The sequence below is a fragment of the Paraburkholderia sp. BR14374 genome, from assembly GCF_040948685.1.
Classification (GTDB): domain Bacteria; phylum Pseudomonadota; class Gammaproteobacteria; order Burkholderiales; family Burkholderiaceae; genus Paraburkholderia; species Paraburkholderia youngii.
Map to the genome: position 1 here is coordinate 143673 of NZ_JBFPKF010000004.1, position 25300 is coordinate 168972.

The following is a 25300-nucleotide window of genomic DNA, read 5'->3' on the forward strand; positions in this document are numbered from 1 at the left end:
CATGGATCCACGACTCCTGCATTACTACAATCGCGAGCTGCAACACGTCCGGGAAATGGGCGCGGAGTTCGCGAGCGAATATCCGAAGATTGCCGGCCGTCTCGGCATGGACGGCCTGGATTGCGCGGACCCGTACGTCGAGCGATTACTCGAAGGCTTCGCGTTCCTCGCCGCGCGCGTGCAACTGAAGCTCGATGCGCAGTATCCGGTGTTCACGCAGCATCTGCTAGAGATGATCTACCCGCATTACCTGACGCCGGTTCCGTCGATGGCGGTCGTGCAACTGCATCCTGATCAAGCGGAGGATCTGGCCGGAGCAGGCCATCCGGTCGCGCGGCACACGGTCTTGCGCAGCCTGATCGGCTTCGGCGAGCCTACCGCATGTGAATACCGCACCGCGCACGACGTGAGGCTGTGGCCGCTCGCCATTGCGGAGGCGAGATACTTCGACACGCCCGCTGCGCTTGCCGCCGCGGAACTCGTGCCGCCGGCGCAAGCGGGCCAGGTACGCGCGGGTTTGCGCCTGAAGTTCAGAACGTTCGCCGGTGTGGCGGTGAACACGCTCGCGCTCGACGCTTTGCCGGTTTTTCTCGCCGGCGCCGGCGATCTGCCGCGTTTGCTGTACGAGCAGCTGATCGCGAACCGTACCGGCTATACGGTGCGCACGGCCGCGCAGGATGGGCAAACCGTCGAGATCCACCATGACGCCGTGGCGCTGCGCGCCAAGGGCTTCGACGAAGACGACGCGATGCTGCCCTACGGCGGCCGCTCGTTCAGCGGTTACCGGCTGTTGCAGGAATACTTCGCCTGTCCGGAGCGCTTCCTGTTTGCGGAGTTCACCGGATTGCGAGCGGCGCTCGCGTGTTCGCGGAGCAACGAGTTCGAGATCGTGGTGTGGCTCGAGCGCAGTGCGACGCGGCTCCACAACGCGATCGACGCGGGCAACTTTCGGCTGTTTTGCACACCGGCCGTCAACCTGTTCGAGCGACGTTCGGACCGCATTCATCTGCAACAGGGCGCAACCGAATATCACGTCCTCGGTGACCGCACCCGGCCGATGGATTTCGAAGTGCATAGCGTACTGGAAGTGCAGGGCTACGGCGATCGCCAGGAGCCGGAGCAAAGCTTTCTGCCGTTCTACGACAGCACCGCGCGTAACTGGCACAGTCCGCAGGCGGCGTTCTATACGTTGCGCCGCGAGCCGCGCCTGCTGTCCGGTCGCCAGAGGCAGCGCGGCGCGCGCTCAAGCTACGGCGGAAGCGAGACGTTCATCGCACTGGTGGATGCCAACGACGCGCCCTATGCGACCACACTGCGCCAGCTTGGGCTACGGCTCCTGTGCACGAATCGTGATTTGCCGCTGCATATGCCAGTGGGCAAGTCATACACCGATTTCACGCTCGACACCGACGCGCCCGTTTCGTCGATTCGCTGTGTAGCCGGACCGACCCGGCCTCGCGCGCCGGTGGCGAACGGCGAATCCGCCTGGCGCCTGATCAGTCATTTGCAGTTGAACTACCTGTCGCTGCTCGACGAAGAGGCAGAAACGGGCGCTGCGGCGCTGCGCGAAATGCTCGGCCTGTACCACGACCCGTTCGACGCTGCGACACGGCGGCAGATCGAAGGCGTCAAGCATGTCGCGGCGAAGCCGGTCACACGACGCGTGCCGGTGCCTGGGCCGGTCACGTACGGACGCGGGCTGGAGATTACGCTGACCTGCGACGACGCTGCGTTCGAAGGCAGCGGTGCATTCCTGTTCGCGTCGGTATTGCAGCATTTCTTTGCGCGCTACGTCTCGCTGAATTCGTTCGCTGAGACGGTGTTGCGCACGCTCGAACGAAATGAGGTGGCCCGATGGCCCGCGAAGCTCGGCAAGCGTCCGATCCTGTAACGCTCGCAGCGGCGTTGCATGCGAGCCCCCGGGATTTCGAGTTTTTCGAGGCCATGCGCCGCCTCGAATGCGGGTATCCCGAGCGGCCGCGGCTCGGTCATTCGACCCGGCCGGCTGAGGATCCCGTGCGTCTCGCGCATGCCGCGACGCTGGAGTTCCCATCGCGCAGCATCGCGCGATTCGAGCCGGAAAAAAACGGCCGGCCGGCGCGCGTGGTCGGATTGTTTCTCGGCTTATTCGGGCCGCACGGACCGTTGCCGCAGCACCTCACAGAACACGCGATCGAGCGCCAGCAGAATGCGAAAGACCCAACGCTGATCGCGTTCGCCAACGTGTTTCATCACCGGATGCTGAGCCTCTTCTATCGCGCGTGGGCTGATTCGCAGCCCACCGTGCAGATGGACCGCCCGGAAGACGATCGGTTTCGCACATGGATCGGTGCGCTGATCGGCATCGCTACGCCGCATCTCGACGGGCGCGATGCGCTGCCGGATCAGTACAAGCGTTTCTTCGCCGGGCGGCTCGTGCCTCAGGCACGCAATGCCGAGGGGCTCAAATGTTTTCTTGAGCATTACTTCGGCGTGCAGATGGGCGTGATCGAGTTTGTCGCCGGGTGGATGAAATTACCCCGGGACGCGCGTTTTCACATCGGAAAGAGCATGGCGGCATTGGGCCGCGATGCATTGCTAGGTGCACAGGTGCGTGGCGCGCAGCAGCGCTTCCGGCTGCGTGTCGGCCCGCTGACCCGCAACGAGTTCAATCGCTTTCTTCCGGGCGGCGACACGCTCCCGCAACTGGTGGCCGCGGTCAAGCTGTACGTGGGCGAGGAGCGGGGCTGGGACGTGCAACTCGTGCTGAAGAAAGAGGAAGTTCCGCTAACGCATCTGGGGCAGGGCGGCAGCATGGGCTTCAACACATGGATGGGCCGCTATCCGAAACCCAGCGACGCGGACGAGGTCGTGTTCAGACCGGTCGAATGAAGGCCGGCGTACGCGGGCTCGCGCATTGTTCAACTGAACCGGCCGCCTTGCGGCCGCCTCACGGTCACACAGGATTGAAATCATGGCAGACATCAGTCGCGGCGCGTTGTTCGGGAAGCTCAATGGGCTTGCCTATAGGGGCATCGAAAGCGCCACCGTGTTTTGCCGGCTGCGCGGCAACCCATACGTCGAACTGGCACACTGGATTCATCAGATCCTGCAGCTACAGGATTCGGATTTGCATCGCATCGTCAGGCATTTTGGCCTGAATGCTTCGCACCTCGCGCGAGACGTCACGGCCGCCCTTGAACGTTTGCCGCGTGGCAGCGTCAGCATCTCCGATCTGTCCGCCGAGGTGGAAGAAGCGGTCGAGCGTGGCTGGGTATTCGCTACGCTGCTGTTCGGCGAGAGTCAGGTGCGCACCGGCTATCTGATTGTTGGCCTGTTGCGCACGCGGCATTTGCGCCGCGCATTGCTAGAGGTGTCGGCGCAATTCGACGAGCTTCGGGTCGAGACCCTCGTCGACAACTTTGAGGGGATCGTCGAAGGCTCGCCCGAAAGCGGTCAGCGCGCCACGGACGGCTTTCTCGCCGGCGCCGAAGCACCCGCCGGAAGCGGCGCTGGAATCGCGCCCGCCCAGTTTGGCAAGCAGCAGGCGTTGCAGCAGTTCACGGTCGATCTGACCGCGCACGCGCGCGACGGCAAGATCGATCCCGTCGTTGGACGCGACATCGAGATTCGCCAACTGGTCGACGTGCTGATGCGCCGGCGCCAGAACAACCCGATGCTGGTTGGCGAGGCGGGTGTCGGCAAGACAGCCGTGGTCGAAGGATTTGCGCTGCGCATCGCGCGGGGCGACGTGCCGCCGCCGTTGGAGAACGTGCAGGTACGCGGGCTCGACATTGGCCTGCTGCAGGCCGGTGCGAGTATGAAGGGCGAATTCGAGAATCGCCTGCGTCAGGTGATCGACGAAGTGCAATCCTCGCCGAAGCCCATCATTCTGTTCATTGACGAAGCGCATACGCTGGTGGGCGCAGGCGGCGCACCGGGCACCGGCGACGCGGCGAACCTGCTCAAGCCCGCGCTTGCGCGCGGCAATCTGCGCACGATCGGCGCGACCACGTGGGCTGAATATCGCAGGCACATCGAAAAGGACCCGGCGCTGACGCGGCGTTTCCAGCCCGTGCAGGTTGACGAGCCCAGCGAAGAAAAGGCCATCCTGATGCTGCGCGGCACCGCGAGCGTAATGGAACAGCATCATCGTGTGCAGATTCTCGATGAAGCGCTCGAAGCGGCCGTCAAGCTTTCGCATCGCTATATTCCTGCGCGCCAATTGCCGGACAAGGCCGTGAGCCTGCTCGATACCGCGTGCGCGCGCGTTGCGATCAGCCAGCATGCAGTACCGCCGGAAATTGATGACGCCCGCAAGCGGATCGAGGCGCTAAAGACCGAACAGGCGATCATCGCGCGCGAGAAAAGCGTCGGCATCGAAGTGCAGGCGCGCGAGTCGCAGGCTTCGGCAGCGCTCGAAATGGAAAGACAGCGTTTGCGGGAACTGGACGCCGCGTTGAACGACGAGAAGTCGCTGGTTCAGCAGATTCTCGGATTACGCTCGCGCCTGAGAGGCGAGGGCGCGCCGCCCGCGCTCGACGATCACACGAGGGGAGAGGCGCTGGCGGAGCTGAAGCGACTGCAGGCGCAGCTTACCGAGCGGCAGGGCGAAAACCCGCTGATACTGCCGCACGTCGACTATCAGGCGGTTGCCTCGGTCGTCGCCGACTGGACCGGCATTCCGGTCGGACGGATGGTCCGCAGCGAGCTCAAGACGGTGATGAACCTCGCTAGTCTGATGGGCGAGCGCGTGATCGGCCAGGACCACGCGATGGAGATGATCGCGAGGCGCATCCAGACATCGCGGGCCGGGCTCGACAACCCCGATCGACCCATCGGCGTATTCCTGCTGGCCGGCACGTCGGGTGTCGGCAAGACCGAGACTGCGCTGGCGCTGGCCGAAGCGCTCTACGGCGGCGAGCACAACCTCATCACGATCAACATGAGCGAGTTTCAGGAAGCGCACACGGTTTCCACGCTCAAGGGTGCGCCGCCCGGCTATGTCGGTTATGGCGAAGGCGGCGTGTTGACCGAGGCCGTGCGGCGCAAGCCCTACTCGGTCGTGCTGCTCGACGAAGTCGAAAAAGCGCATCCCGATGTCCACGAAATCTTCTTTCAGGTGTTCGACAAGGGCGCGATGGATGACGGCGAAGGCCGCTCGATCAATTTCAGGAACACGCTGATCCTGTTGACGACCAACGTGGGCACGGATCTGATCGCCCAGTTGTGCAGTGACCCCGAGCGGACACCGGATGCCGGCGCGCTCGCCAAGGCGTTGCGCGAACCGCTGCTCGATGTGTTCGCGCCCGCGTTGCTGGGCCGCCTCGTGCCGGTCCCATACTTCCCGCTCGGCCCCGCGATGCTCGCGAAGATCGTGAAGCTGCAACTGGAGCGCATCAAGCGGCGTGTCGAGGATCGCTATAACGTGCCTTTCGCCTATGACGACGCCGTCGTGCAACTCGTCGTGAGCCGTTGCACGGAAAGCGAATCGGGCGGCCGGATGATCGACGCGATTCTGACCAACACCATGTTGCCTGCACTGAGCCGCGAGTTTCTCGATCGCATGATGCGCGACGAGGACGTCGCGCATGTGTACGTCGGCGTGACGGACGGCGAATTCGCGTATCGCTTCGAGGCGAATGTTCAACCCGACTCGCAGCTATCCGAAGTGGAGTAACCCAACGTGACGACGACATTGACGCTAGAACTGGTACCGGCCGCGTACTCGCGGTTTCTGACCGAGTTCCGCAAGGCGGACCGGGAGCAAAATGCAGGGCACGAGACGCAGGTAACTTATGCGGACAGCGGAGGAGGAGTCCATACCTATTACTTCCGTTCGAAGAACTTTACGTTGTTTGCCTATGCTCACAACGGCGCGAAGATCATGCTCACGGACTACAACCACGTGAGCAATCCCGGCACCGCAGCACGCGATTGCTTGATAGACGCGCTCAAGCTCGGTGGTGATGGTGGCACCCGGATGAATCGCGAACTGACCAGAGTGGTGGCGCTGACTTCGGAGGCCGCCAGGTCGAAGCTCGTAGAGCGCGTCATGAAAGAGGTGCTGAGGAATGACAGCAAGAGCGCCGACCTGAACAAGCTCGAAATCGTCTTCAAGGCCTACAACCATGTAGCGAAGCGATTCGGCCGGTTCGACGTCAACGGGAACTACACATCCAACTGGAGACCGCTCGAAAAGGACGACTACCTGATCTATTTCCGCGGGCTCGGCCCCAACACGGTAGGCGCGAAGAACGCGTCAATCGTCAATGAGCTGTAGCCGGCTGCGGCTGATCACCCTGCGCGGAGTGCACGATGGCAAAAGGCAATCACGTTTTTAACCGTTTCGACAAGGTTATTCTCGGTGCGTTCAAGAAAATTCTGGCGCTTTACGGCAATGACCGCGATCTCGATGCCGTGAATGGCAGCGGTGCGAACGTAGCCGACGCTGAAGCTGTGCTTCGATCGAAGTACAAATATTCGTATGACTTCTTCAGGCGAATCAGGGATCACGAAAAAATAGCGCTGATCGGTGCCACTCAGGACGACCGTCCCGTCATCACCAACGATGGCAACTCGCAGGATTTCGGTAGGGCTTCTGCCGCTTTTGAAGCCGCAGTCATGAAGTGGGCGATGGCCGTTGCCGCTGACGATCCGATGGAAAACTGGCGTCAGTTGGTCAATGCCGGATCGGATGTCGCGGCGCAGGAATCGTATGTCAAACAAGGGTCGAGTTTGGAGGGAACGCCCGCGAGCGAAAATGCTCGCCGCGGGCGATGTGTCGAGCTGTCGGAGTTCATCAAAGGCGAGCTCACGGGGCTTGTCAGAAAGTGGCTTCTCGCGATCAGGCAGGACCTCCAGGCGGAAAAGGTATCTTACGACCCGGGCAACTTCGATGCGTGGAAGAGCCAGCTGAACGCCAACGTCTTTCCTCATTGAGCCGGCCGGGTCGTCGTCGCGTACCCGGAGGGAATAGGCCGGGCCCGCTGGCTGTTCTGTTTTCTGAAGCGCAACAGCAACCCATCGACAGAGCACCTCATGGCCCACGCAATCACCCTCACTTCGAGTCTCGGTAGCAGTCTCCTGTTCGCCAACATGACTGCGACCGAATCGCTCGGCCAGCTCTTTGCCTGGCGGCTCGAAGCTATCAGCAAGAACCCGCAAGTGGATCTGCGCTCGCTGCTGGGAACGCCGATGACGGTGAAGCTCGTCACGCCGCAAGGCTACACGCGTTATTTCAATGCGATTGTTTGCGAGGGCGAGCAAGGCGGCTTCGTCAATATCGAGAACGTGCGCTACGCGGTCTACGCGTTCACGCTTGTGCCAAAGCCGTGGCTGACCACGCGCAAGCGCGATTGCCGCATCTATCGAAGCATGAGCGTGCCGCAGATCATCCAGTCGGTGCTGAACGACATCGGCTATAGCGATGTGAAGCTCAGCTTGAGCGGCAACTATGCGCCGCGCGACTATTGCGTGCAGTACCGCGAAAGCGACTTCGACTTCATCAGCCGGCTGATGGAGCAGGAGGGCATTTACTACTTCTTCACACATACGCAGAGCACGCACACGATGGTGCTGGCCGATTCGCTCGGCGCGCACTCGGCGGTGCCAGGATTCGAGCAGATTCCGTATGCGCCGCCAATCGAGCACGGTAAGCGCATGAAGGCCTCGATCAGTGATTGGACAAGCTCACGCGCTGTCAATACAACGAAGGTACAGCTCGACGACTACGACTATCTGAAGCCGAAAGCGTCACTCCTCGCCACCGAAGAGCTGACCGATATGGAGGACGCGCACGGCGTAAGTGGCCTCGACATCTACGACTACGGGTATGACTACGTCGGCTTCGACGAGCGTCTGTCCGACGGGCAGCGGTATGCGCAGGTGCGCGCGGACGCATTGAACGTGCCACTCGCGATGAGCTCAGGGCGCACCGATGCCTGCGGTCTCGCGACGGGGGCGCTGTTCACGCTCAAGGATTTTCCGCTTGTCGATGCAAATCAGGAGTACATGGTGATCGAAACGGTCACGCGTCTCGTCGAGCCGGACTACTCGACGGGTGGCGGCGGTGACGATCGTGAAACGCCGTTCGAGTGCGACCTCAAGGTGCTTCGCAGCCGTCAGCCGTTTCGCACGATGCCGACCACACCGCGTCCGGTCATTGCTGGCTTGCAGACGGCCGTGGTCTACGGCAATACGCCCGAGGACATAGCCGTCGACAAATACGGCCGGGTGCAGGTCACATTCTTCTGGAGTCGTCCTGGCAAGCCCAACGCGCAAAACTCATGCCCCGTGCGGGTCGCGCAACTGTGGGCCGGCAAGCGTTGGGGCGCGCAATTCATTCCGCGCGTCGGGCAGGAGGTGGTAGTCAGCTTTCTCGACGGCAATCCGGACCGGCCGCTCATCATCGGCAGTGTCTACAACGCCGACAACATGCCACCGTACAACCTGCCAGAGAACAAGACCCAGAGCGGCGTGAAAAGTCGCAGTCACGAGGGCGGCGGCAGCGACGACTACAACGAGATCCGCTTCGAAGACCGGATGGGCAGCGAGCAGGTGCTGATTCATGCGCAAAAGGATCTGCGCGAAGAGTCGGAGCACGACCATGAGGTGCAGGTCGCGCACAACTACACACTGACCGCGGTCAACCAGATCAAGCTCGTCACCGGCCTCGCAAGTATCACGATGAACAGCACCGGCGAAATCGCGATTCAGGGCACCAACATCACGCTTAACGGCGAGATGAACGTGACAATGGCATCGGGTCTCGCGATGGAGATCAACTCGAAAGCCAATCTGAACATGAGTTCGATTGCGGCGATGGAAATCGAGTCCGAGGCCGACTGTCTCGTGCAGTCCACCAACCTGCAGTTGATCGGGACCGCCACGGCGGTGTTGGGCGGCGCGGCTCCGATGATTCTATGAGCACGCCGCCGATTCTCGAAGCTGCGGACCAGATGCGGCTTTCCGCGCGCGCTCGGGCCTGCCTGCGGCCTTCGATCGCGGCGCGCGCGGCCGTGCAGGCGCTCCTAGACGCCGGTTATTGCGCCGATGCGTTGAGCCTGCTCAGCCGTCTGCTGCCGCATCGCTATGCGGTGGCGTGGGTGTGCCAGTGCGGCCGCCGTCAAACGCTCGACGAGCACGACCGCGCGGGCCTCGCGCTGGCGGAAGCGTGGCTGCGCGATCCCGTGGAGGCGCAATGCGCCGCGGCGCTCGCGTTCGCGAAGGCCCACCGCTACCAGACGATCGGCGCGTGGACGGCCGCCGCCGCGGGCTGGGCAGGCGGCAACCTGAACCCGGATCACGAGCGACCAACGCCGCCGCCGGAACACCTGAGCGCGATTGCGGCGACGGCGGCGGTGAACTACATGGCCGCGCTGGTTCCCGTGCAGTTTGATGCGCGCCGTGCCGCATTTGCGCGCGATGCGCTGGGCCTCCTGGGTGTTCCCGAGGGTATCGATGGAGGCTTGCAATGAGTGCCGCACAACGGCTGATTCTCTCGATCGAAGCCGAGCGGGCGGGCCAGGCTGGCGCGCGATTCGAGCAGGTGTTCGACTGCCGCGACGGCAGCATTGGCCGCGCCGACGAGTGCGACTGGACGCTTGGCGCGGAGGGCGTCTCGCGTCTGCATGCGTTGGTGCGCTACCTGAACGGCATCTATTTCATCGAGGATCGCAGTACCAATGGCATGTCGATGAATGGCACGCCGCTGCGAAAGGGTGACCCGGCAGCGCTCAAGCAAGGTGACCGGTTGCTGATCGATACGTTCGAGATCAGCGTCCGATTGAGCGGAAACGATGAAACTGAAGCGAAGATGCGCGGCGATCTGGACGATCCGCACGATTCGCACGATCCGGTGCGAACGGGACCCGCTATCTCGTCCGCGCCGATGCCGGCTTGCGCGCCTGCGCGCAACGACGATGCGCTGGATCTGAGCCTGCTGCTCGCGCCGCGACGCACTACGCCGGCGGAGCACATAGGCGAATCCGAAGGCCTGATTCCAGATGTCGCCGATGGATCACGGCCCGGTGCGAGTCTGGATCCGCTAGCGTTGTTCGACCCGCCGTCGTCCTGCGCCGACGAGCCGCCGCCGCGCATGTCCGCAGCGCCCGGATGGAATCACACGCCAGCGGCGGCCGACCGCTTCCGGCCACCACAGACCGAGGCCGCGCGGCTCGAAGGTTCCGTGCTCCCGGAAGACTGGGACGCGGCCGCGAGTCTGGTCGCGGCGCGTCGCGAGCCGGTGCTGTCCGAACCTGGTGAGGACGCATCCGCGACGGCCGGCGAGCATCGTGTGCCGTCGCAGATGCCATCGCCACAGCATTCGCCCGCGGCTCCGGACATGGCCCCCGAGCTGAAGGAAATGTTTCACATCGCCGTCGAGGCGATGATGGACGTGCTGCGCGCGCGGGCCGAATTGAAGAACAGCTTCCGCTTGCCCGCGACGCTGATCCAGCGTTCGGAAAACAACCCGCTGAAATTCGCGCCGACCGCGCAGGATGCCGTCCAGCGGTTGCTTGCGCCGCCTGATGGCGGATTCCTGTCGGGCCGCGCCGCGCTCAACGATGCCGCCGACGACATCCGCAATCACCAGATGGCGATGCTCGCCGGCGTGCGCTCAGCGTTCCGGTCGCTGCTCGCGCATTTCGATCCGGCCCGCGTCGAACAGGAAACCGGAGGCAGTATGCGTCGCTTTTCACTTGGGAGAAGGCCGCGCTATTGGGAGCGCTACAAGGAGCAGTTCGAGACAGTCACCAGGAACCCTGACGAGTGCTTCCAGCGGCTGTTCGGAGATGAATTCGCACGCGCCTACGAGGAACAGCTCGGAAGCCTGAAAAAGCGGCGCGACGTCTGACAACCCTTACCAGGCACATCGACATGACCCATAGCAACAAGGTGATTTGGAGCGAAGGCCTGTTTCTCAGGCCGCAGCACATGCAGCAGCAGGAACGATATTTCGAGCGTTACGTGGAACTGCGCGCCGGCAGCCTGCGTCCGCACGCATGGGGCTTTCACGAACTCGAAGTGGAAAGCGACCTGCTCGCAATCGGCAAACTCGGCATCAAGCGTGCACGCGGCGTGTTTCCCGACGGCACGCCGTTTGCGATGCCCGGCGACGATCCGCTACCGCCGCCACTCGACATCGATCCGAACTGGCGCGACCAGATCGTGCATCTGACCTTGCCTCTGCGCTCGCGCACCCAGCCGGACAGCGCATGGCCCGACACCGGTGGCGATCAGTTGTTCCGCTATCGCGTGCGCGAAACCGAAGTGCACGATGCGTCGGGCAGCATGGAAGGCGCGACCGCGCTCGAGGTGGCCGGCATGAGCACGCGGCTCTTACCCGAGTCGCAGCCGATGGAAGGTCTGATGCGGATTCCGTTGGCGCGCGTCGTCGAATGCCGTGCAGACCGGCGGGTGATGCTCGACGAGGGTTTCATGCCGACTGCGCAGAGCACCGAAGCGGCCGCACGGCTCGTGACGTTCATGTCCGAACTGCTCGGGCTGCTGCATCAGCGCGGCGAGGCGCTAGCGGGACGCGTGGCCGAGACCGATCGGGGCGGCGCCGCGGAAATCGCGGACTTTCTGATGCTGCAGGTGATCAACCGCTATCAGCCGCTCGTCGCGCATCTCGCGCAAGCACCGCTGCTGCATCCCGAAGCGCTTTACAGGCTGCTGCTGGAACTGGCTGGAGAATTGGCCACGTTCACCGCGCCGGGCAAGCGCGCGCGGGCTTTCCCCCCGTATCGGCACGAACTGCTGCGCGAAAGCTTCGAGCCGGTGATTGCGGCGCTGCGTATCGCGTTGAGTGCGGTGCTCGAACAGAGTGCAGTCGCGATTGCGCTGCAGCAACGCAAATACGGCGTGTGGGTGGGTATGGTGCCCGATGTCACGCTGCTTGACACCGCCACTTTCGTGCTTGCGGCAAAGGCGGACCTGAAGTCGGAGGACATGCGCCGGCAATTGCCCGCGCAATCGAAGATCGGTTGCCGTACACATCCGGATTCCTCTATTTCGAGTGCGACAGAAACTCGCCGATGTGGCGCATGTTGAAGACGTCGGGCGGCATCGCGATGCACTTCGGCAGCGGCTTCGCCGGTCTTGACCTGCAACTGTGGGCCGTACGCGCATGAACGCCAACAACGATCGTGCCGGCAACGCGGCCCCGGATAGCAATGCCACGATGGTGCGCCCGCAGCGCTCTGCCAGCGCCGACGCCGACGACGGCACCCATATCGTGTCGCCCATACCGCCGGCCTCGCGCGTCATACAGGGAACCCGCTCATCACAATCGCCGGGCAAGGCGCCGCTGCGCGCCGAACTGAGTGACTTCCTGAGCGGTGTCGGCAATCCGCTCGTGCGCGCGGCCAATCCGCTGCTGCTATTGACCGTGCAGTTGCGGCACAGCGTATCGCCGCCGGCCGACGTTGGCCGTCTGCGCGAGCAGGCCGTCGCCCAGGTTCGCAGTTTCGAGCGCCATGCACAGTCCGCCGGCGCCGACACACAAGCCATCATGGCGGCGCGCTATGTGCTCTGCACGATGCTCGACGAGGCGGTGAACAACGCACCGTGGGGCGACATGAGCGGCTGGGCGCAAAAGACCTTGCTCGTGACCTTTCACGGCGAGGCCTACGGCGGTGCGAAGTTCTTCCAGATCCTCGATGAGCGTCGACTTCTCGCGCCATCTCGATCTGATCGAGCTGATGTACATCTGTCTCGCGCTGGGCTTTGGCGGGCGCTATCTCGTGGAGCCAGGCGGCCTCGCGCGTCTCGCTGACATTCAGGACGATCTCTATCGGCGCATTCGCGGTCTGCGCGAAGCGCCCGCCACCGAGCTCGCGCCACATTGGCGCGGTGTCGAAGACCGCCGCAATCCTGTGATGCGGCATGTGCCGCTGTGGGTGGCTGCATCGGCGGCGGCCGTCGTGCTGCTTGGAGCGTTCCTGGTGTTCTTCACGAAGCTCAACGCGTTCGCCGCGCCAGTCAGCGCGCAGCTTGCCGCGATCGGTCTGGAAAACGCGCCGCCGCCGCAAGGCATCGCGCCCGCACCCGCGGCTGCACGGGTGACGCTCAAGCAACTGCTCGCGCCGCAGGTGCAGGCGGGCCAGTTGAGCGTTGACGAGCAATCCGACGGTCGTGACACCGTGCGTCTCGCCGCCGCCGAACTGTTTCCGTCCGGTGGCGCCGACATCGCACCCGACGTCGTGCCGTTGCTGCACCGGATCACGTGGGCGCTGAACCAGTTGAAGGGCCGGGTGATCGTGGTCGGCCACACGGACGACCAGCCTGTACGTTCGCTGTCCTTCAAGGACAACTTCGCGCTCTCCACGGCGCGCGCACAAAACACGCAGCGGATTCTCGCGCAAGGACTCGACGATCCCAATCGCCTCGAAGCGAGCGGCGCCGGTTCCTCGCAGCCGATCGCGACGCCGGTCGATCTACCGGCGAACCGCGCGCGCAACCGGCGCGTGGAAATCCTGTATATCCCGGAGCACTGAGCCCATGAAAACGCTGAAGAACTGGGTGACGTCCCGGTGGTTCCCCGTCGCGATCGGCCTGCTGCTGATCGCTGTGCTGATCTGGCTGGGCGGTCCTTATCTGGGCATCGGCGCACGGCAACCGCTCGCGAGCCCCGCAGCGCGGCTCGCGCTGATCTTCGCGCTCGTGCTGGCCTGGCTGCTTTACGAGCAGGCGCTGCAATGGCGCGCGCGGCGCAAGACGTCGCAATTGTCTGGCGAGCTTGCGGGGCAGGACGCCGAGCTTCCCGCCGGGGATCCCGCCGGCGCCGAGCGAGAGCAGTTGCGGCTGCGCTTTCGCGAAGCGATCGACACGTTGCGCAAGACACGCAAAAACGGCAGCAATCTCTATGCGCTACCCTGGTATGTCGTGATCGGTCCGCCAGGCTCGGGCAAGAGCACGCTGGTGCAGAATTCCGGCCTGGAGTTTCCGCTGTCGGAGCGCTTTGGCAAGGAGGCGCTGCGTGGCATCGGCGGCACGCGCAACTGCGACTGGTGGTTCACCGACGAGGCTGTGTTTCTGGACACCGCGGGCCGCTACACCACGCAGGACTCCGATGCGACCGCCGATGCTTCGGCATGGCTGGCATTTCTGTCGCTATTGCGCCGGTACCGGCGACGCCGTCCGTTGAACGGCGTGATCGTGACGATGAGCGTGTCCGATCTGCTGACACTCGACGAAGCTGCGCGTCAACAGCACGTGCGCACGGTGCGTCGGCGCCTGGACGAACTCGCTCAGCATTTGAAGGTGGCGGCGCCCGTGTACCTCGTGTTCACCAAGTGCGATCTCGTGGCGGGTTTCACCGAGTTCTTTGACGACCTCGGGCCTGATCTGCGCAGCCAGGTCTGGGGCATGACGTTTCGCGTCGCGGCGGGTATTGAAGGCAGCGCCTGTGCGTGCTTCGCGGACGAGTTCGACCTCTTGCTGGAGCGTCTCAATACCCGTGTGATCGAGCGTTTGCATGGAGAGCGCGATCGCAGCCGGCGCGCCGCCGTGCTCAGCTTTCCGCAGCAGCTCGGGGCGTTTCGCGAAATCGCCCGGCAGTTCGTCGAAGGCGTGTTCGGGCGGCATCAATACGGCGCAACACCGCTGCTGCGCGGCGTCTATCTGACCTCCGGCACCCAGCAGGACGCGCCCATCGACCGTATGCTGAGCGCGGTCGCGCGCACCTTCGGCGTCGACGCTGCACGCGTGCAGGGCGGCAGCACGCAAGCGCGGACCTTTTTCGTCGAGCGGCTGCTGAAAGAAGTGCTGTTCCGCGAGTCGGGCCTCGTCGGCACCAATCCGCGGCTTGAACGGCGGATGCTTCTGATGCAGACCGGCGCGTACCTGGGCATCGCGCTCGTCACGACGCTATTGATTGGCGGCTTCGCCACCAGCTACACGCGCAACCGCCTTTACGTCGCGCAGGTCCGGGACTCGCTGGAAGGTTTGCCGCCCGCCAGCAGCCTCGCCGCAGCACCAGACATCAAGGCTTATTTCGCGCGTGCGCTTGCTCGCCTCGAAGTCATCTCCGGCGCACAGGACGTCGCGGGTCGATATCAGGGCCATGTGCCATGGCTGATGCGCTTAGGCCTGTTCCAAGGGCACGCGCTATTCGAGCAGGTGCATCGCGCGTATCTGCGCGAACTGGATGGCACTTTGCTGCCCGGCGCGGGCGTGCGCTTTCGCGAAGGACTCAGCGCCAGCGCGAACGATGTGCAGTCGCTCTACGACTACCTGAAGGGCTATCTGATGCTGGGCCAGCCTCAGCATTTCGATCCTGGCGAGCTGGCCGCGCTCGCCCGCATCGAATGGCAACGTCTGTTCCCGCAGGACCCGACGATCCAGAAGGCGCTCGACAAGCACTTTTCTGCATTGGTCGACGATCCGGTAAAGCCGCGCGCCCTGACACTCGACAATGCGCTGATCGATCAGGCACGGGCGACGCTGAAGACGGCCGATCTCGCTACGCTGATCTACGGCAGCGTCCAGCTCGACGCGAATCGTTCGGGTGCGCCGCCGGTGCGTCTCGATCAGTCTCTAGGACTTCTTGGCAATGTATTCAACCGGAAAAGCGGTGCACCACTTTCGCAGCCGTTTCCCGCACTGTTCACGAGGCCGGTATTCGCCGCCGAGGCGTACGGCGGAATCGATCGGTCGGTGGACGGTTTCGTGAAAGACTACTGGGTGTTCAACGCCAGCCGCATCGATCCACTCGCTCGCTCGCGCTATGAGCAGCAAGTGCTGACGCTGTACGAGCAGGCTTACATCAAGGCATGGGACGCGCTGCTTTCCGATCTCCAGCTTCAGCCGGTGTCCGATATTCAAGGCGCGAGTGCGCTGGCCGCGAAACTGTCGGGCCCGAGTTCGCCGCTAAAGGCGCTGTTGCATCTCGTGCGTGACAACACCAGTGATATGTTGCGCGGTACCACGGTCGACGGTGCAACACCGGCTTCGTCGGCGTCGGCGGTGGGTGCGGAGGCGGCGACGGTCGGCGAGAACCTCGTCACGCGACGCGCGCTGAATACGCCTCTCGCACGCGAGCTGCGTGGTGCGGGCGCGACGCTGCCGAACGGGCCACCGGGCAGCCGCGGCGCAAATGCCGCAAACGCTGGCGTGGGTTCGGGCCAAGCGTCGGCCAGCCAGCCGGGCGCCGCCATCGAGGCGCATTTCGCACAGTTGAACCAGGTGAGCGTCGGCACACCCGGTTCGACGCCGCTCGATCAGATGAGCACCGTGCTCGACCAACTCGGCAAGAACCTGCTCACGATGACCGACCTGAGCGCGCCCGGCACGCAGAACAACCCAGCCGTGCTCGCGGCGCGCCAGGAGAGCGAACAGTTGCCGCCGCAGGTGGCTACGCTGATCTCTGGCGTGACAGGCAAGAGCGTGGAACTCGTCGCAAGCGGCGGCAGCGCAGCGCTCGCGAGCCAGTTTCGCGAAGCGGCGGGCAACGACTGTGCGAGGCTCGTGGACGGACGCTATCCGTTCGCGTCGAACGGCACATCGGATGTTCCCTTGCAGAATTTCGCGGAGCTGTTTGGCAGCGGCGGCCGCTTCGACAGCTTCTTCAAGTCGACGCTTGCGAGATCCGTCGATACCAGTGGTCGCAACTGGCGCTGGAAGCCTGGCTCTGCTGCCGGCCCAGATGCCGTGCTGAGCGATGCGCAGACCGCCGACGCGATCCGCCAGATCTATTTCCGCAATGGCGCGCAGCCGCAGGTCGGCTTTACGCTGTTCGCGCCGCAGCTCGACCCGTCGATCGCGAGGCTGACTGTCGAGGTCGACGGGCAGAAGTACGACTACACCGGTAGTGCAGGTAATGGTCCCGCCAGCATGCAGATGACTTGGCCCGGACCGCAGCCTGGGCATGCGGTCGTCAGCGCGTTCGACGCGTCGGGGCAAATCGTCGGTACGCCGCTGAAGTTCGACGGCGAGTGGGCGCTCTTTCACGCTCTCGATGCGGGCCATCTGCAAAGGCAGAGCGAGCTGCGCTATCTGGCGAGTTTCGACTTCGGCGGCCATGCCGCGAAGTTGCCTGTCGCGCCAGCGAGTCTGCAGAGCCCATTTCTCAACTATGTGGTCCGGCGTTTCAGGTGCCCGCGATGAACGGGGGCGTCGGCTTCTTCGGCAAGCTGCCCGGTGCGGGCGATTTCGTTCAGCGGCGGCTGCCATCCGCATTCGTCGAAAGCTGGGACCGTCACTTCCAGCGCGCGATCGAAGCCGGATGCCGCGAGTTCGGCGCGCACTGGCACGGCGCGTGGCGGCAGGGCGCGGCGTGGCGCTTCGTGCTGCCCGCAGGGGTGTGCGGCAACGTCACATGGTGTGGGCTGGTCGGGCCGGCCCACGACCGGCTCGGCCGAGCCTTTCCAATGGTGCTGGCTGCGCCCTGCGACCGCGATATCGCCACGCTGCTCGGCAATCACGCATGGTTCGATGCGCTCGAGCGCGTCTATCGCGGCGCACAGCGCGAAGCCGTGAGCGTCGAAACGTTCGACGCGCGCGTGGCGGCATTGCCCGGTCCGCAGACGCGCGCGGAACCGGCGACGGACATGGCCACGCTCTGGCGCGCGCTGCCGTGGGATGGCGGCCAATGGCAATTGGCGCTGCCCGAAGGCGCAACCGCAGCGGTGATGCTTGCCGAAGCCTGGTCGCAGCTCGGCCGGCAGCCGGGGCCTTGGTGCCTCTGGTGGACCGAGGGCGCCAGGCGCCTGCTCGCCACACGCGGCTTGCCACTGAGCTATGCGGCGTTGCTGGACCCGGTGGCGATGCATGAGACGTGCGATCCGTTGGACGTCGAGGGATTGGCATTCACCGGGGCAGCCTCCGGTGATCCATCGACGAATGTGCCGTCGTTGGACGCGGCATACAGGGCGTGCGCCCCGCTTGCGTCGCATATTGACGATCAAGCGTTGCCCGAAGCCGTGTCGGCAGTCCATCCCTCTGCGGACCCCGATGACGCATTACTGCTGCTCGACGACGGCCGCACGCTGGTGCTGAGCGCCAACGACGGGCCGTCCCACCCGCAGCGAGACGCGGCCCGCGCCATTCGCGAGACGGCGCAGCGCTGCGCGGCGGATCTGCCTGGTTTGCGGTCCGGCCTGCTGGCGCTGCACGCGCAATTGCGCGAGGCCCGGCACGATGCACGCCACGCAGCAACAGAAAACGGCGCCGCCCTCGTCGCGCGTTTCGACGCAGCGCAGGTGCGATTGCTGCGCGTCGGCGCGGTGGCTGCCTGGCACTACCGGCGTGGCCAGTTACAACCGCTGTTCGTCGAGCGGGCGGCCGGCGCGGGTGGCGAATTCGATGATCTGTTGTTCGGCAATGCCTGGTTCACGATGCCGGGCATCGGTGCCGCCGAAGAGCCCGATTGCGACGAAGCGTGCGTCACGCTCGAGGACGGGGACCGGCTGGTGCTGCTCGTCACGCGCGCGCTCACCGAGCTTTCGCGCGCGTGTCTGAGCGATGCGCTGGCCTTGCCCACGAACGAGGACGCCCGCCTGCATCTCGCGGCGTGCGCGGGGCTAGCCGGGCGGCCCGCGCAATGGCCGCTGGCCGTGATCGGAGTCGGCTCATGACGACGCGTTGCCGCTCCGCGGGCCGCACCGAGACAGGTAACGTGCGCAGCCGCAATGAAGACGCGATTCTCGTTCGCGAGGACCTCGGACTGTGGGCGGTGGCCGATGGTCTGGGCGGCCATTGCGCGGGCGACTACGCGAGCGCGCTGATCGTCGAGCGGCTCGGCGCGCTGAAACGCAATGACGACGTGTTCGACTTCATTGCCGCGATCGAAGACGGTCTGCAGCAGGTGAACACCGAACTGCGCGAGGCCGCCGCCACGCGGCGAGCCGACCTGATCGGCTCGACCGTCGCGCTGCTGGTGCATGCCCCGCAGTTCGTGTTGTGCGGCTGGGTCGGCGATAGCCGGGTGTACGTGCAGGAAAACGGCGCACTGACGCAACTCACCCGCGACCACGCGGAAGTTCGGCCGATTGACGTCATGCATTCTGGACGCGGCGCGCAGGCCGGCGCCGGCGCGGGCGCGCTGACCCGGGCGGTTGGAGCCCATGAAACGCTCTACGTTGACTGGGCCGTTGCCGCCAGCCGTGCCGGCATGCAATTCCTGCTGTGCTCGGACGGCGTCAACAAGGAATTGAGCGACGGCGAACTGACGGCGACTTTTCGTCAGCCGCGTAGTCCAGACCTGCAGATCGAGTGCCTGTTCGAGCTCGCCCTGGCACGCCACGCGCGCGACAACATCTCCGCCGTCATCGTGCGGTTTGAAGCATCGTGATGTCCTACGAAAAGCTCGCCAATCGCAACGGCATGCAGCAACGGGAGCGCGGCCTCGGCGGAGCGCTCGACAAGAGCGAGGCGCTGAACGAGCACACGCCCGGAAGTGCCGGCGATGGAAAGAGGAGGCGGCAGGAATGAGCGTGGACGAACAACAGGTCAACGAAGCATTGCGTGCGCTCGACGTAGCTCATCGCTTGCAGCGGATTCAGCGCAACGAATATCGGCAACGCCGCCGCGTCTTGCTCGAATCGATGGTTCGGGACACTGCGGGTGCCGGCAATAGCGAGCGACGGGCGGCCGACGGCGCGCGCAGTGCTGAAGGGGTGGCACCGCGCCGGGGCTACAGTGTCAGGCTGCTTGGCGCGTGCGCGTTGCTGCTCTGCGTAGTCGTGGTGAGCACCGTGCTGTTTTGCTGGTCCGCCTTTGCTCGATAGTGGCCCGCGAGACTTATTCTTCCTCGGGCCCGGCCAGCGTCTGCAGTTCCGCAAGGCTGCCGGGTGCGACGTTTTTCAGGACCTCCGCGAAGCTCTTGCCGACCAGACGTCGGGCTCGCTTGAGCAGGACCGGAAGCGGACTGGACGGTTCGTGATGTTCATAGTATTCGCAGATCTCATCGAGACGCAGGGCGATGTCGTCAGGTCCCTGGATTCGCCCGTTATTTTTTTCATCATCGCGCCGGGGGCCCGGTTTGGCGAGTGGATGCTCGCCGGGCGCGTCCTCGCCGGCCGACGCCAATCCTGAGGTGTGTGCTTCGCCGAGTTCTGGAAAGCGCCTTGACAATTGCGTATCGACGAACTTCTTCAGTTCTTCGATATCGCCGCAGAGCTGGTTCAGATCGGGGCCAGCCGCGCCCAGCTTTTCGCTCGCAATCGCAGCGATGGCGCGCGCGTGATCCAGCGCGCAGGCAAGCGCCGCTGACGCAGCGGGTAACTGGTCGACGGGGCAATCCATGCAGCACGCTTCGAGCTCGGGCAGTGTCGGCGGCGCGCCCTCGGCGGATGGCGTCGGATCGATTGCGCCTGTCGCGATGCGCAGATCGCGCAACGAAAAGCGGCCGAGCCGAGGCGAGGTCACGAAGGGCGCCTTGCGGAAATACGCGAGCACACTCCGGGGATCGCCAAGTGGCCTGATCGCGTTGGAGCGCGCCGTCACGTCGTTGTCGTCGTCGGCTTCCAACTGGGGGTGGACCTCATTCCAGTAACGCTCCAGCAGACCACGAACCAGCCCAAGGCCGGCGCTCCAACCTGCGACGCCGTGTATGCGGGCCGCGGAAGCCGTCAGATGGATCGCTACGCGCAGATCCTTGGTATGGCTGAATAAAGCCTCGGCGGCGCTTGCCACCCTGTCCCAGTCGGGTTCTACGGCGGCCTTCAGGCTGTCGCCCATCGCCCGCTCGGATATCGGCGTTGCGATCTGTTCGAGCGCGATGAATTCCGGGTCGTATTCGAGGTTATCGCCTGTCGGGGAATGGTCATCGACAGGACGTAGCAGTTTGTCTGGATCGAATAGCGTCATGACTGACTCGCGAGGAAGTAGAGGCCGGAGAGAACAACCACATAACAGCTAACACTCGGTGTTTGTTCCGTGTCATCCAATCTTCGGTCAGCGAGCACTTTCTATTGCGTGCGATGTAATTGGCGAGGCTCCGGTACATCACTATTCGTTGATCGACAAGCGTGGCCGTCTCGACGATCAGGACGTTGCATCCTTTACGGCCGCCGGGTTCGAACAGGCTCTGGTGCTCGATGTCATCCTGGTCGTCGCAGCGTCGACCATGACGAACTATACCGGCAGCGTCACCAACCCGCCGCTCGAGGAGATGTTCCAGCAATACGCCTGGCAGGCGTAAACCAGCAGCGATGAGTCGCCAGAGAAGGGGCGCAACTCTATGTGGCCTACGATCCGCAGCCACCATTCCAGTCCGGTTCTCCTGAAACAACGCCGGCGGACATCCTCGCGACGGTCACCGGACGTGCACAAGCGATTACAGAAAAGCGCATGTCTACCGGACGTGCCTATCAGGCGCTGCGGGAAAGCTCATAGCGCCTGACGATTCATGTGACTGGAGGCTAGGGACGTGGCGGCGCTGGCACGACATCGAGCAACGTAACGACGCGTTGCCGATGTGTGGAATGCGAGGCGAGCGGGGAATAATGTTCGCCGGCACAGTGTTCTGTTGTTGCAAACAGGCAATTCGACATTCGCCAGGAAGTCGTCGTCGCCAACGGAGTCTGTACGTTTCAGAAGAAGATTCACATAGCGAAGCAAGGCCAGCGGGGAACACCTTAGTACCTCTGCGAAAGGAAATAAGCCAATGGAAACGCAATCGAGCACCTTCACGTCTGAAACCGGGAGTGCATCCGCCGACTCTCCCCAAAAGCTGCTTCAGTTGGCGATGGGGTTTTGGGCCTCAAAGACGCTGCTATCCGCGGTCGAACTTGACCTGTTCACGGTTCTTGGGAAGGGCCCCCGCAATGCGACCCAACTGATCGAGGAATTGCAGTTGCATCCGAGATCGGCGCTGGACTTTCTCGATGCTCTGGTTGCGCTAGGGGTCCTGGATCGAGACGACGGCCTGTACCGGAACACTGCTGACGCAGGTGCGTTTCTAGACAGAGCAAAGCCGGGTTGTATCGGAGGAATGTTGCTCATGACCAACAACCGCTTATATCCGTTCTGGGGTTCGCTGACCGAAGCGCTGCGCACCGGGCTACCGCAGAACGAAGCAAAGCAGGGCGGTGACCCGTTCCACGCAATCTATCAGAACGAACGCGGGCTCCGTGAGTTTCTGGGCGCGATGACTGGCGTGAGCCTGGATCTGGCAAAAGAGATTGCGCAGAAGTTTCCATGGCAGAACTATCGCTTGTTCGTCGACGTCGGTACTGCGCAGGGTGCCTTGGCGGCGGAGGTCGCGCGTGCGCACGAGCATCTTGCGGGTATTGGGTTCGATCTGCCCGCGGTCAGTCCCGTGTTCAACGACTACATTGCGGCGAACGATCTACAGGATCGAATTCACTTTCATCCAGGCGACTTCTTCAAAGACGCGTTGCCTTCGGCCGACGTGCTGGTGATGGGACATATTCTTCACGACTGGAATCTCGAACAGAAGCGCGAGTTGCTCGCGAAGAGTTACGAGGCGCTGCCTGCTGGCGGATGTTTGATCGTCTACGACGCGGTGATTGACGACGAGCGCAGACGGAACGCTTTCGGTTTGCTGATGAGTTTGAACATGCTGATCGAGACCCCCGGTGGTTTCGACTATACCGCCAGGCAGTGCCGTGAATGGATGACCGAGGCAGGTTTCCGAGAGGTTAGAGTCGAGCCGCTGGTCGGGCAAAACTCGATGATTATCGGAATCCGGTAGCGTGGCAGGCGCAGGGATGCTGTGGTCACTCGAACGGCTGGTCCACTCCGAAACCCGCCCGATGCGCAACGCGCGCTAGTCGGCCACTGCTGATGTCCGTGTGACGACGCGGATGCGCCTGCTCACCAGTCGTTCGCCCAAGGTCGGTGCCGAACGACTGCTGCTCGCTCGCTTGCAGGGGGCGGCGACGGCCGGCTCTCAGAGTTCATTTCGGACGTTCCGCTTTGCGGTCGTCGTGACGACTCCGGCTAGCCGGGTTGCGGCCAGCTTGACGTTCATCTGGCCGCCAAAAGATAGCGGCGTTTCGTGCACAAGGAAATTATGGAATTTTGCGGCGCGTTGCACTCTGGCCCAGGTCGGCCGGGTCGCCATTAGTGAAGGTGCTTCGGAGGCCATCGCGGGCGCGGTTTCCTTCTGGCCAGCTATTGTCGGTGTGTATCGCGAAACGTGAGATGGGGGCTTCCATCGGTCGGTGCAATCGCCTGGAGGCCGCCTTCATGGCAGCACGACGATCTTCCCTCCAGCCTTGTTCTCTTCCATGCACCGGTGTGCTTCCACGATTTCGTCGAGCCGAAAAACCTTCCCAACAGGGACACGAAGTGTTCCGGCCTTCACCTGCGCCAGCAATTCGTCATACGGCGTCGCCATGAATTCATTGACTCCGCCGTCGTAAATGGTGAGTTTCACCGTGCTCGGTATCACTTCCATCGGACTGAAGGTATCGAACGACCACTGGTTGCCAACAATGCCAGTCATGCACACCACGCCGCCTTGTTTCGCGCATCGTAACGAGTCCTTCAGCGTCGTGGTTCCGATGAGTTCCAGCACTTTATCCACGCCGCCGGGCGACACTTCGCCGATCTCCTGCGCGATTGCGCCCGAGTCTATGACGACACGGTCGGCGCCATTCGCACGCAGCGCGTCGCCTTTCTGCGGATTGCGGGTCGTCGAAATCACGAACGCACCGTGCGCTTTGGCGATTGCCGCGGCGGCAAGTCCAACCGATGTCGTTCCGCCCCGAATCAGCAGCCGGTCCCGCTCTTGCAGCGCGAGAGCCTTGAACAGCGAGCCCCACGCGGTCTGAAGCATTTCCGGCATTGCGCCGAGCGTTTCCCAGGCCAGGCCAGCGACCAGTTTTTGCACCTGGCGGGCAGGTACGCAGGTGTACTCCGCATAGCTGCCGTCGAACTCACGCCCCAAGCCTCCCATCGCGGTGGTAACCGTATCGCCCTTGGCGAACTCCATTCCCGGTGCGTCTTCCACGATGCCGACCGCCTCGATTCCCAGCACGCGCGGAAACTTCACGCTCTGGGAAAATCCCTGGCGCGTAAACATTTCGGACCGATTGAGTCCGAACGCCTTCACGCGGATCAGCACCTCGCCGCGCTGCGGCGTCGGTATGGGACGTTGTTCGAGTCTGAACACCTCAGGACCACCCGGCTCGTGGATCACTGCTGCTTTCATGGTCGTCATCGATGCCTCCTTTTCGGCTCGCGAGTGTCTATTCGAAACCATAGACGAGCCGCGATTTTCCGGTAGGCGGAAAAGCAGAAAATTGTTTTCCAGTTCCGGGAAGGTCATCGTGCCATGACACGTCACGTGCGCGCTCGTACTCTGGGTTGGCGCCCGCTCTTGCGACGCCGCTGACGATTGGCGCACAATGGTTTTCCAATGATGGAAAAGCGATGGCGAACCTCAGCTCGCTGGTGATATTCGCAAAGGTGGTCGAATCGGGAAGCCTTTCCGAGGCGGCACGCCGGCTTGGCATGCCGGTCTCTACGGTCAGCCGGCACATCGCAGAGTTCGAGAAGGCACTGGGCGTTCGGCTCCTGGAGCGCTCCACGCGTAATCTCACCCTCACCGACCTCGGCAAGGAGGTGTATGAGCAAGCCGTGCGAGGCGTCGAGCTGGGTGAGGCCATCGACAGGGTCGCTTCCAGCCATCTCTCGGACGTGTCAGGGCTCTTGCGCCTTTCGGCGCCGCCGAGCGTTTCGGACACCTTGCTGACGCCGCTCGTCCTGGAATTCCAGAAGCGCTATCCGAACGTGCGTTTTCAGATTCTCGTTACCGAGCGCTACGTCGAACATATCGCGGACGGCGTCGACCTTGTGTTCCGGGTTGGTGCATTGCGCGATTCGTCGCTGGTCGCGCGGCGCCTTCTGGCCTATCGGCATCGCATCGTGGCAACGCCCGCCTGCCTTAAGCGCTGCGGGGCGATCCGAAAACCGCAGGATCTGCTCGAGCATCGCCTCCTTGCGTTTTCGCACTGGAAGGCGGATTGCAGCTGGTGCTTCGTGCACGAGAATGGAGGCGAAAAGCAGACGCTCACGTTCCGGCCGTTATTCGCGATGAACGATTTTGCCGGCCTCGCGTCCATGTTGCTGGGAGGTGCCGGCATTGGTGAGCTGCCCCCTGTGGTTCGGCCCGATCTCGTCCGCGAGGGCAAGCTGGTGGAAGTGATGCCGCAGTGGCGCCTACCGACCTACGACCTCTCACTCGTCTACCTGGGCAACCGGCACATGTCTAAACCATGCAGGCTCTTCAAGGAATTCGCGATTGAAATGGCACCCGTGTTGTTTCCGGATATTCCGGAGTAAAGTACAGAACATTCGACCTCCTGACGGACGGACTTCGAATGATTGAAACGGCTTCGGTGGT

At 63.5% G+C, this 25300-nt stretch carries 21 protein-coding genes and 1 pseudogene; 20 read left to right on the top strand and 2 right to left on the bottom strand.

Going from position 1 to position 25300, the window contains the following annotated elements; translation table 11 throughout:
• Window position 1: 1 nt before the first annotated feature.
• The 16 genes and pseudogenes from tssF (at window position 2) to AB3X86_RS10935 (ending at window position 19712) form a co-directional block, all read left to right on the top strand.
• On the top strand, window positions 2-1891 hold the full coding sequence (tssF, locus tag AB3X86_RS10860; RefSeq protein ID WP_368595963.1) for a type VI secretion system baseplate subunit TssF: 1890 nt from the start codon (window positions 2-4) through the stop codon (window positions 1889-1891).
• Window positions 1855-2871: a type VI secretion system baseplate subunit TssG gene (gene tssG / locus AB3X86_RS10865; protein ID WP_368595964.1), complete on the top strand. Its 1017-nt coding sequence runs from the start codon at window positions 1855-1857 to the stop codon at window positions 2869-2871. The genes tssF and tssG overlap by 37 nt, the downstream gene beginning before the upstream one ends.
• Window positions 2872-2953: 82 nt before the next feature.
• Window positions 2954-5659, top strand: coding sequence for a type VI secretion system ATPase TssH (gene tssH / locus AB3X86_RS10870; RefSeq protein ID WP_368595965.1), 2706 nt, complete (start codon window positions 2954-2956; stop codon window positions 5657-5659).
• A 6-nt stretch (window positions 5660-5665) separates the two neighbouring features.
• Window positions 5666-6262 carry a hypothetical protein gene (locus AB3X86_RS10875; RefSeq protein WP_368595966.1) on the top strand — a complete coding sequence of 199 codons (597 nt, stop codon included), beginning with the start codon at window positions 5666-5668 and terminating at the stop codon, window positions 6260-6262.
• Between the two features lie 35 nt (window positions 6263-6297).
• On the top strand, window positions 6298-6921 hold the full coding sequence (locus AB3X86_RS10880) for a hypothetical protein (protein WP_368595967.1): 624 nt from the start codon (window positions 6298-6300) through the stop codon (window positions 6919-6921).
• A gap of 99 nt (window positions 6922-7020) precedes the next feature.
• Window positions 7021-8907, top strand: coding sequence for a type VI secretion system tip protein TssI/VgrG (gene tssI, locus AB3X86_RS10885; protein ID WP_368595968.1), 1887 nt, complete (start codon window positions 7021-7023; stop codon window positions 8905-8907).
• A complete protein-coding gene (locus tag AB3X86_RS10890) occupies window positions 8904-9458 on the top strand; it encodes a hypothetical protein (RefSeq protein ID WP_368595969.1) in 555 nt (184 codons plus the stop codon). The genes tssI and AB3X86_RS10890 overlap by 4 nt, the downstream gene beginning before the upstream one ends.
• On the top strand, window positions 9455-10837 hold the full coding sequence (tagH, locus tag AB3X86_RS10895; protein ID WP_368595970.1) for a type VI secretion system-associated FHA domain protein TagH: 1383 nt from the start codon (window positions 9455-9457) through the stop codon (window positions 10835-10837). The genes AB3X86_RS10890 and tagH overlap by 4 nt, the downstream gene beginning before the upstream one ends.
• Window positions 10838-10917: 80 nt before the next feature.
• Window positions 10918-12116 (top strand): annotated as a pseudogene (gene tssK / locus AB3X86_RS10900) (type VI secretion system baseplate subunit TssK).
• On the top strand, window positions 12113-12760 hold the full coding sequence (gene icmH / locus AB3X86_RS10905) for a type IVB secretion system protein IcmH/DotU (RefSeq protein WP_368595971.1): 648 nt from the start codon (window positions 12113-12115) through the stop codon (window positions 12758-12760). Before tssK ends, icmH (AB3X86_RS10905) begins: the two are co-directional and overlap by 4 nt.
• Window positions 12645-13481 carry a type IVB secretion system protein IcmH/DotU gene (icmH, locus tag AB3X86_RS10910; protein ID WP_368595972.1) on the top strand — a complete coding sequence of 279 codons (837 nt, stop codon included), beginning with the start codon at window positions 12645-12647 and terminating at the stop codon, window positions 13479-13481. The genes icmH (AB3X86_RS10905) and icmH (AB3X86_RS10910) overlap by 116 nt, the downstream gene beginning before the upstream one ends.
• A 4-nt stretch (window positions 13482-13485) precedes the next feature.
• Window positions 13486-17091 carry a type VI secretion system membrane subunit TssM gene (gene tssM, locus AB3X86_RS10915; RefSeq protein ID WP_368595973.1) on the top strand — a complete coding sequence of 1202 codons (3606 nt, stop codon included), beginning with the start codon at window positions 13486-13488 and terminating at the stop codon, window positions 17089-17091.
• Window positions 17088-18560 carry a type VI secretion system-associated protein TagF gene (gene tagF / locus AB3X86_RS10920; protein WP_368595974.1) on the top strand — a complete coding sequence of 491 codons (1473 nt, stop codon included), beginning with the start codon at window positions 17088-17090 and terminating at the stop codon, window positions 18558-18560. The genes tssM and tagF overlap by 4 nt, the downstream gene beginning before the upstream one ends.
• A complete protein-coding gene (locus AB3X86_RS10925) occupies window positions 18557-19276 on the top strand; it encodes a PP2C family serine/threonine-protein phosphatase (RefSeq protein ID WP_368595975.1) in 720 nt (239 codons plus the stop codon). Before tagF ends, AB3X86_RS10925 begins: the two co-directional genes overlap by 4 nt.
• Window positions 19276-19416, top strand: a complete 141-nt coding sequence (locus tag AB3X86_RS10930; RefSeq protein WP_368595976.1) for a hypothetical protein — start codon at window positions 19276-19278, stop codon at window positions 19414-19416. The genes AB3X86_RS10925 and AB3X86_RS10930 overlap by 1 nt, the downstream gene beginning before the upstream one ends.
• Window positions 19413-19712 carry a hypothetical protein gene (locus AB3X86_RS10935; RefSeq protein ID WP_368595977.1) on the top strand — a complete coding sequence of 100 codons (300 nt, stop codon included), beginning with the start codon at window positions 19413-19415 and terminating at the stop codon, window positions 19710-19712. Before AB3X86_RS10930 ends, AB3X86_RS10935 begins: the two co-directional genes overlap by 4 nt.
• A 13-nt stretch (window positions 19713-19725) precedes the next feature.
• On the opposite strand, the gene tssA is transcribed toward AB3X86_RS10935, so the two are convergent.
• Complete coding sequence (gene tssA, locus AB3X86_RS10940) at window positions 19726-20793, bottom strand: type VI secretion system protein TssA (protein WP_368595978.1); 1068 nt, start codon at window positions 20791-20793, stop codon at window positions 19726-19728.
• A 148-nt stretch (window positions 20794-20941) separates the two neighbouring features.
• On the opposite strand from tssA, the gene AB3X86_RS10945 reads away from it, so the two are divergent.
• The 3 genes from AB3X86_RS10945 to AB3X86_RS10955 all read left to right on the top strand — a co-directional run bounded on the left by AB3X86_RS10945 (window position 20942) and on the right by AB3X86_RS10955 (window position 23093).
• On the top strand, window positions 20942-21127 hold the full coding sequence (locus AB3X86_RS10945; RefSeq protein WP_368595979.1) for a hypothetical protein: 186 nt from the start codon (window positions 20942-20944) through the stop codon (window positions 21125-21127).
• A gap of 465 nt (window positions 21128-21592) precedes the next feature.
• The gene (locus AB3X86_RS10950) at window positions 21593-22642 is read left to right on the top strand and encodes a methyltransferase (RefSeq protein ID WP_368595980.1); all 1050 of its coding nucleotides are present in this window, start codon (window positions 21593-21595) and stop codon (window positions 22640-22642) included.
• Window positions 22643-22754: 112 nt separating this feature from the next.
• Window positions 22755-23093, top strand: a complete 339-nt coding sequence (locus tag AB3X86_RS10955) for a hypothetical protein (RefSeq protein WP_368595981.1) — start codon at window positions 22755-22757, stop codon at window positions 23091-23093.
• 44 nt (window positions 23094-23137) lie between these two features.
• Here AB3X86_RS10955 and AB3X86_RS10960 read toward each other — a convergent pair whose 3' ends face one another.
• Window positions 23138-24115 carry a zinc-binding alcohol dehydrogenase family protein gene (locus AB3X86_RS10960; protein ID WP_368595982.1) on the bottom strand — a complete coding sequence of 326 codons (978 nt, stop codon included), beginning with the start codon at window positions 24113-24115 and terminating at the stop codon, window positions 23138-23140.
• Between the two features lie 212 nt (window positions 24116-24327).
• Here AB3X86_RS10960 and AB3X86_RS10965 point away from each other — a divergent pair, with 212 nt between their 5' ends.
• Window positions 24328-25239 (top strand): LysR family transcriptional regulator, encoded by a 912-nt coding sequence (locus AB3X86_RS10965; RefSeq protein ID WP_368595983.1) that lies wholly within the window; start codon window positions 24328-24330, stop codon window positions 25237-25239.
• Window positions 25240-25300: the final 61 nt, after the last annotated feature.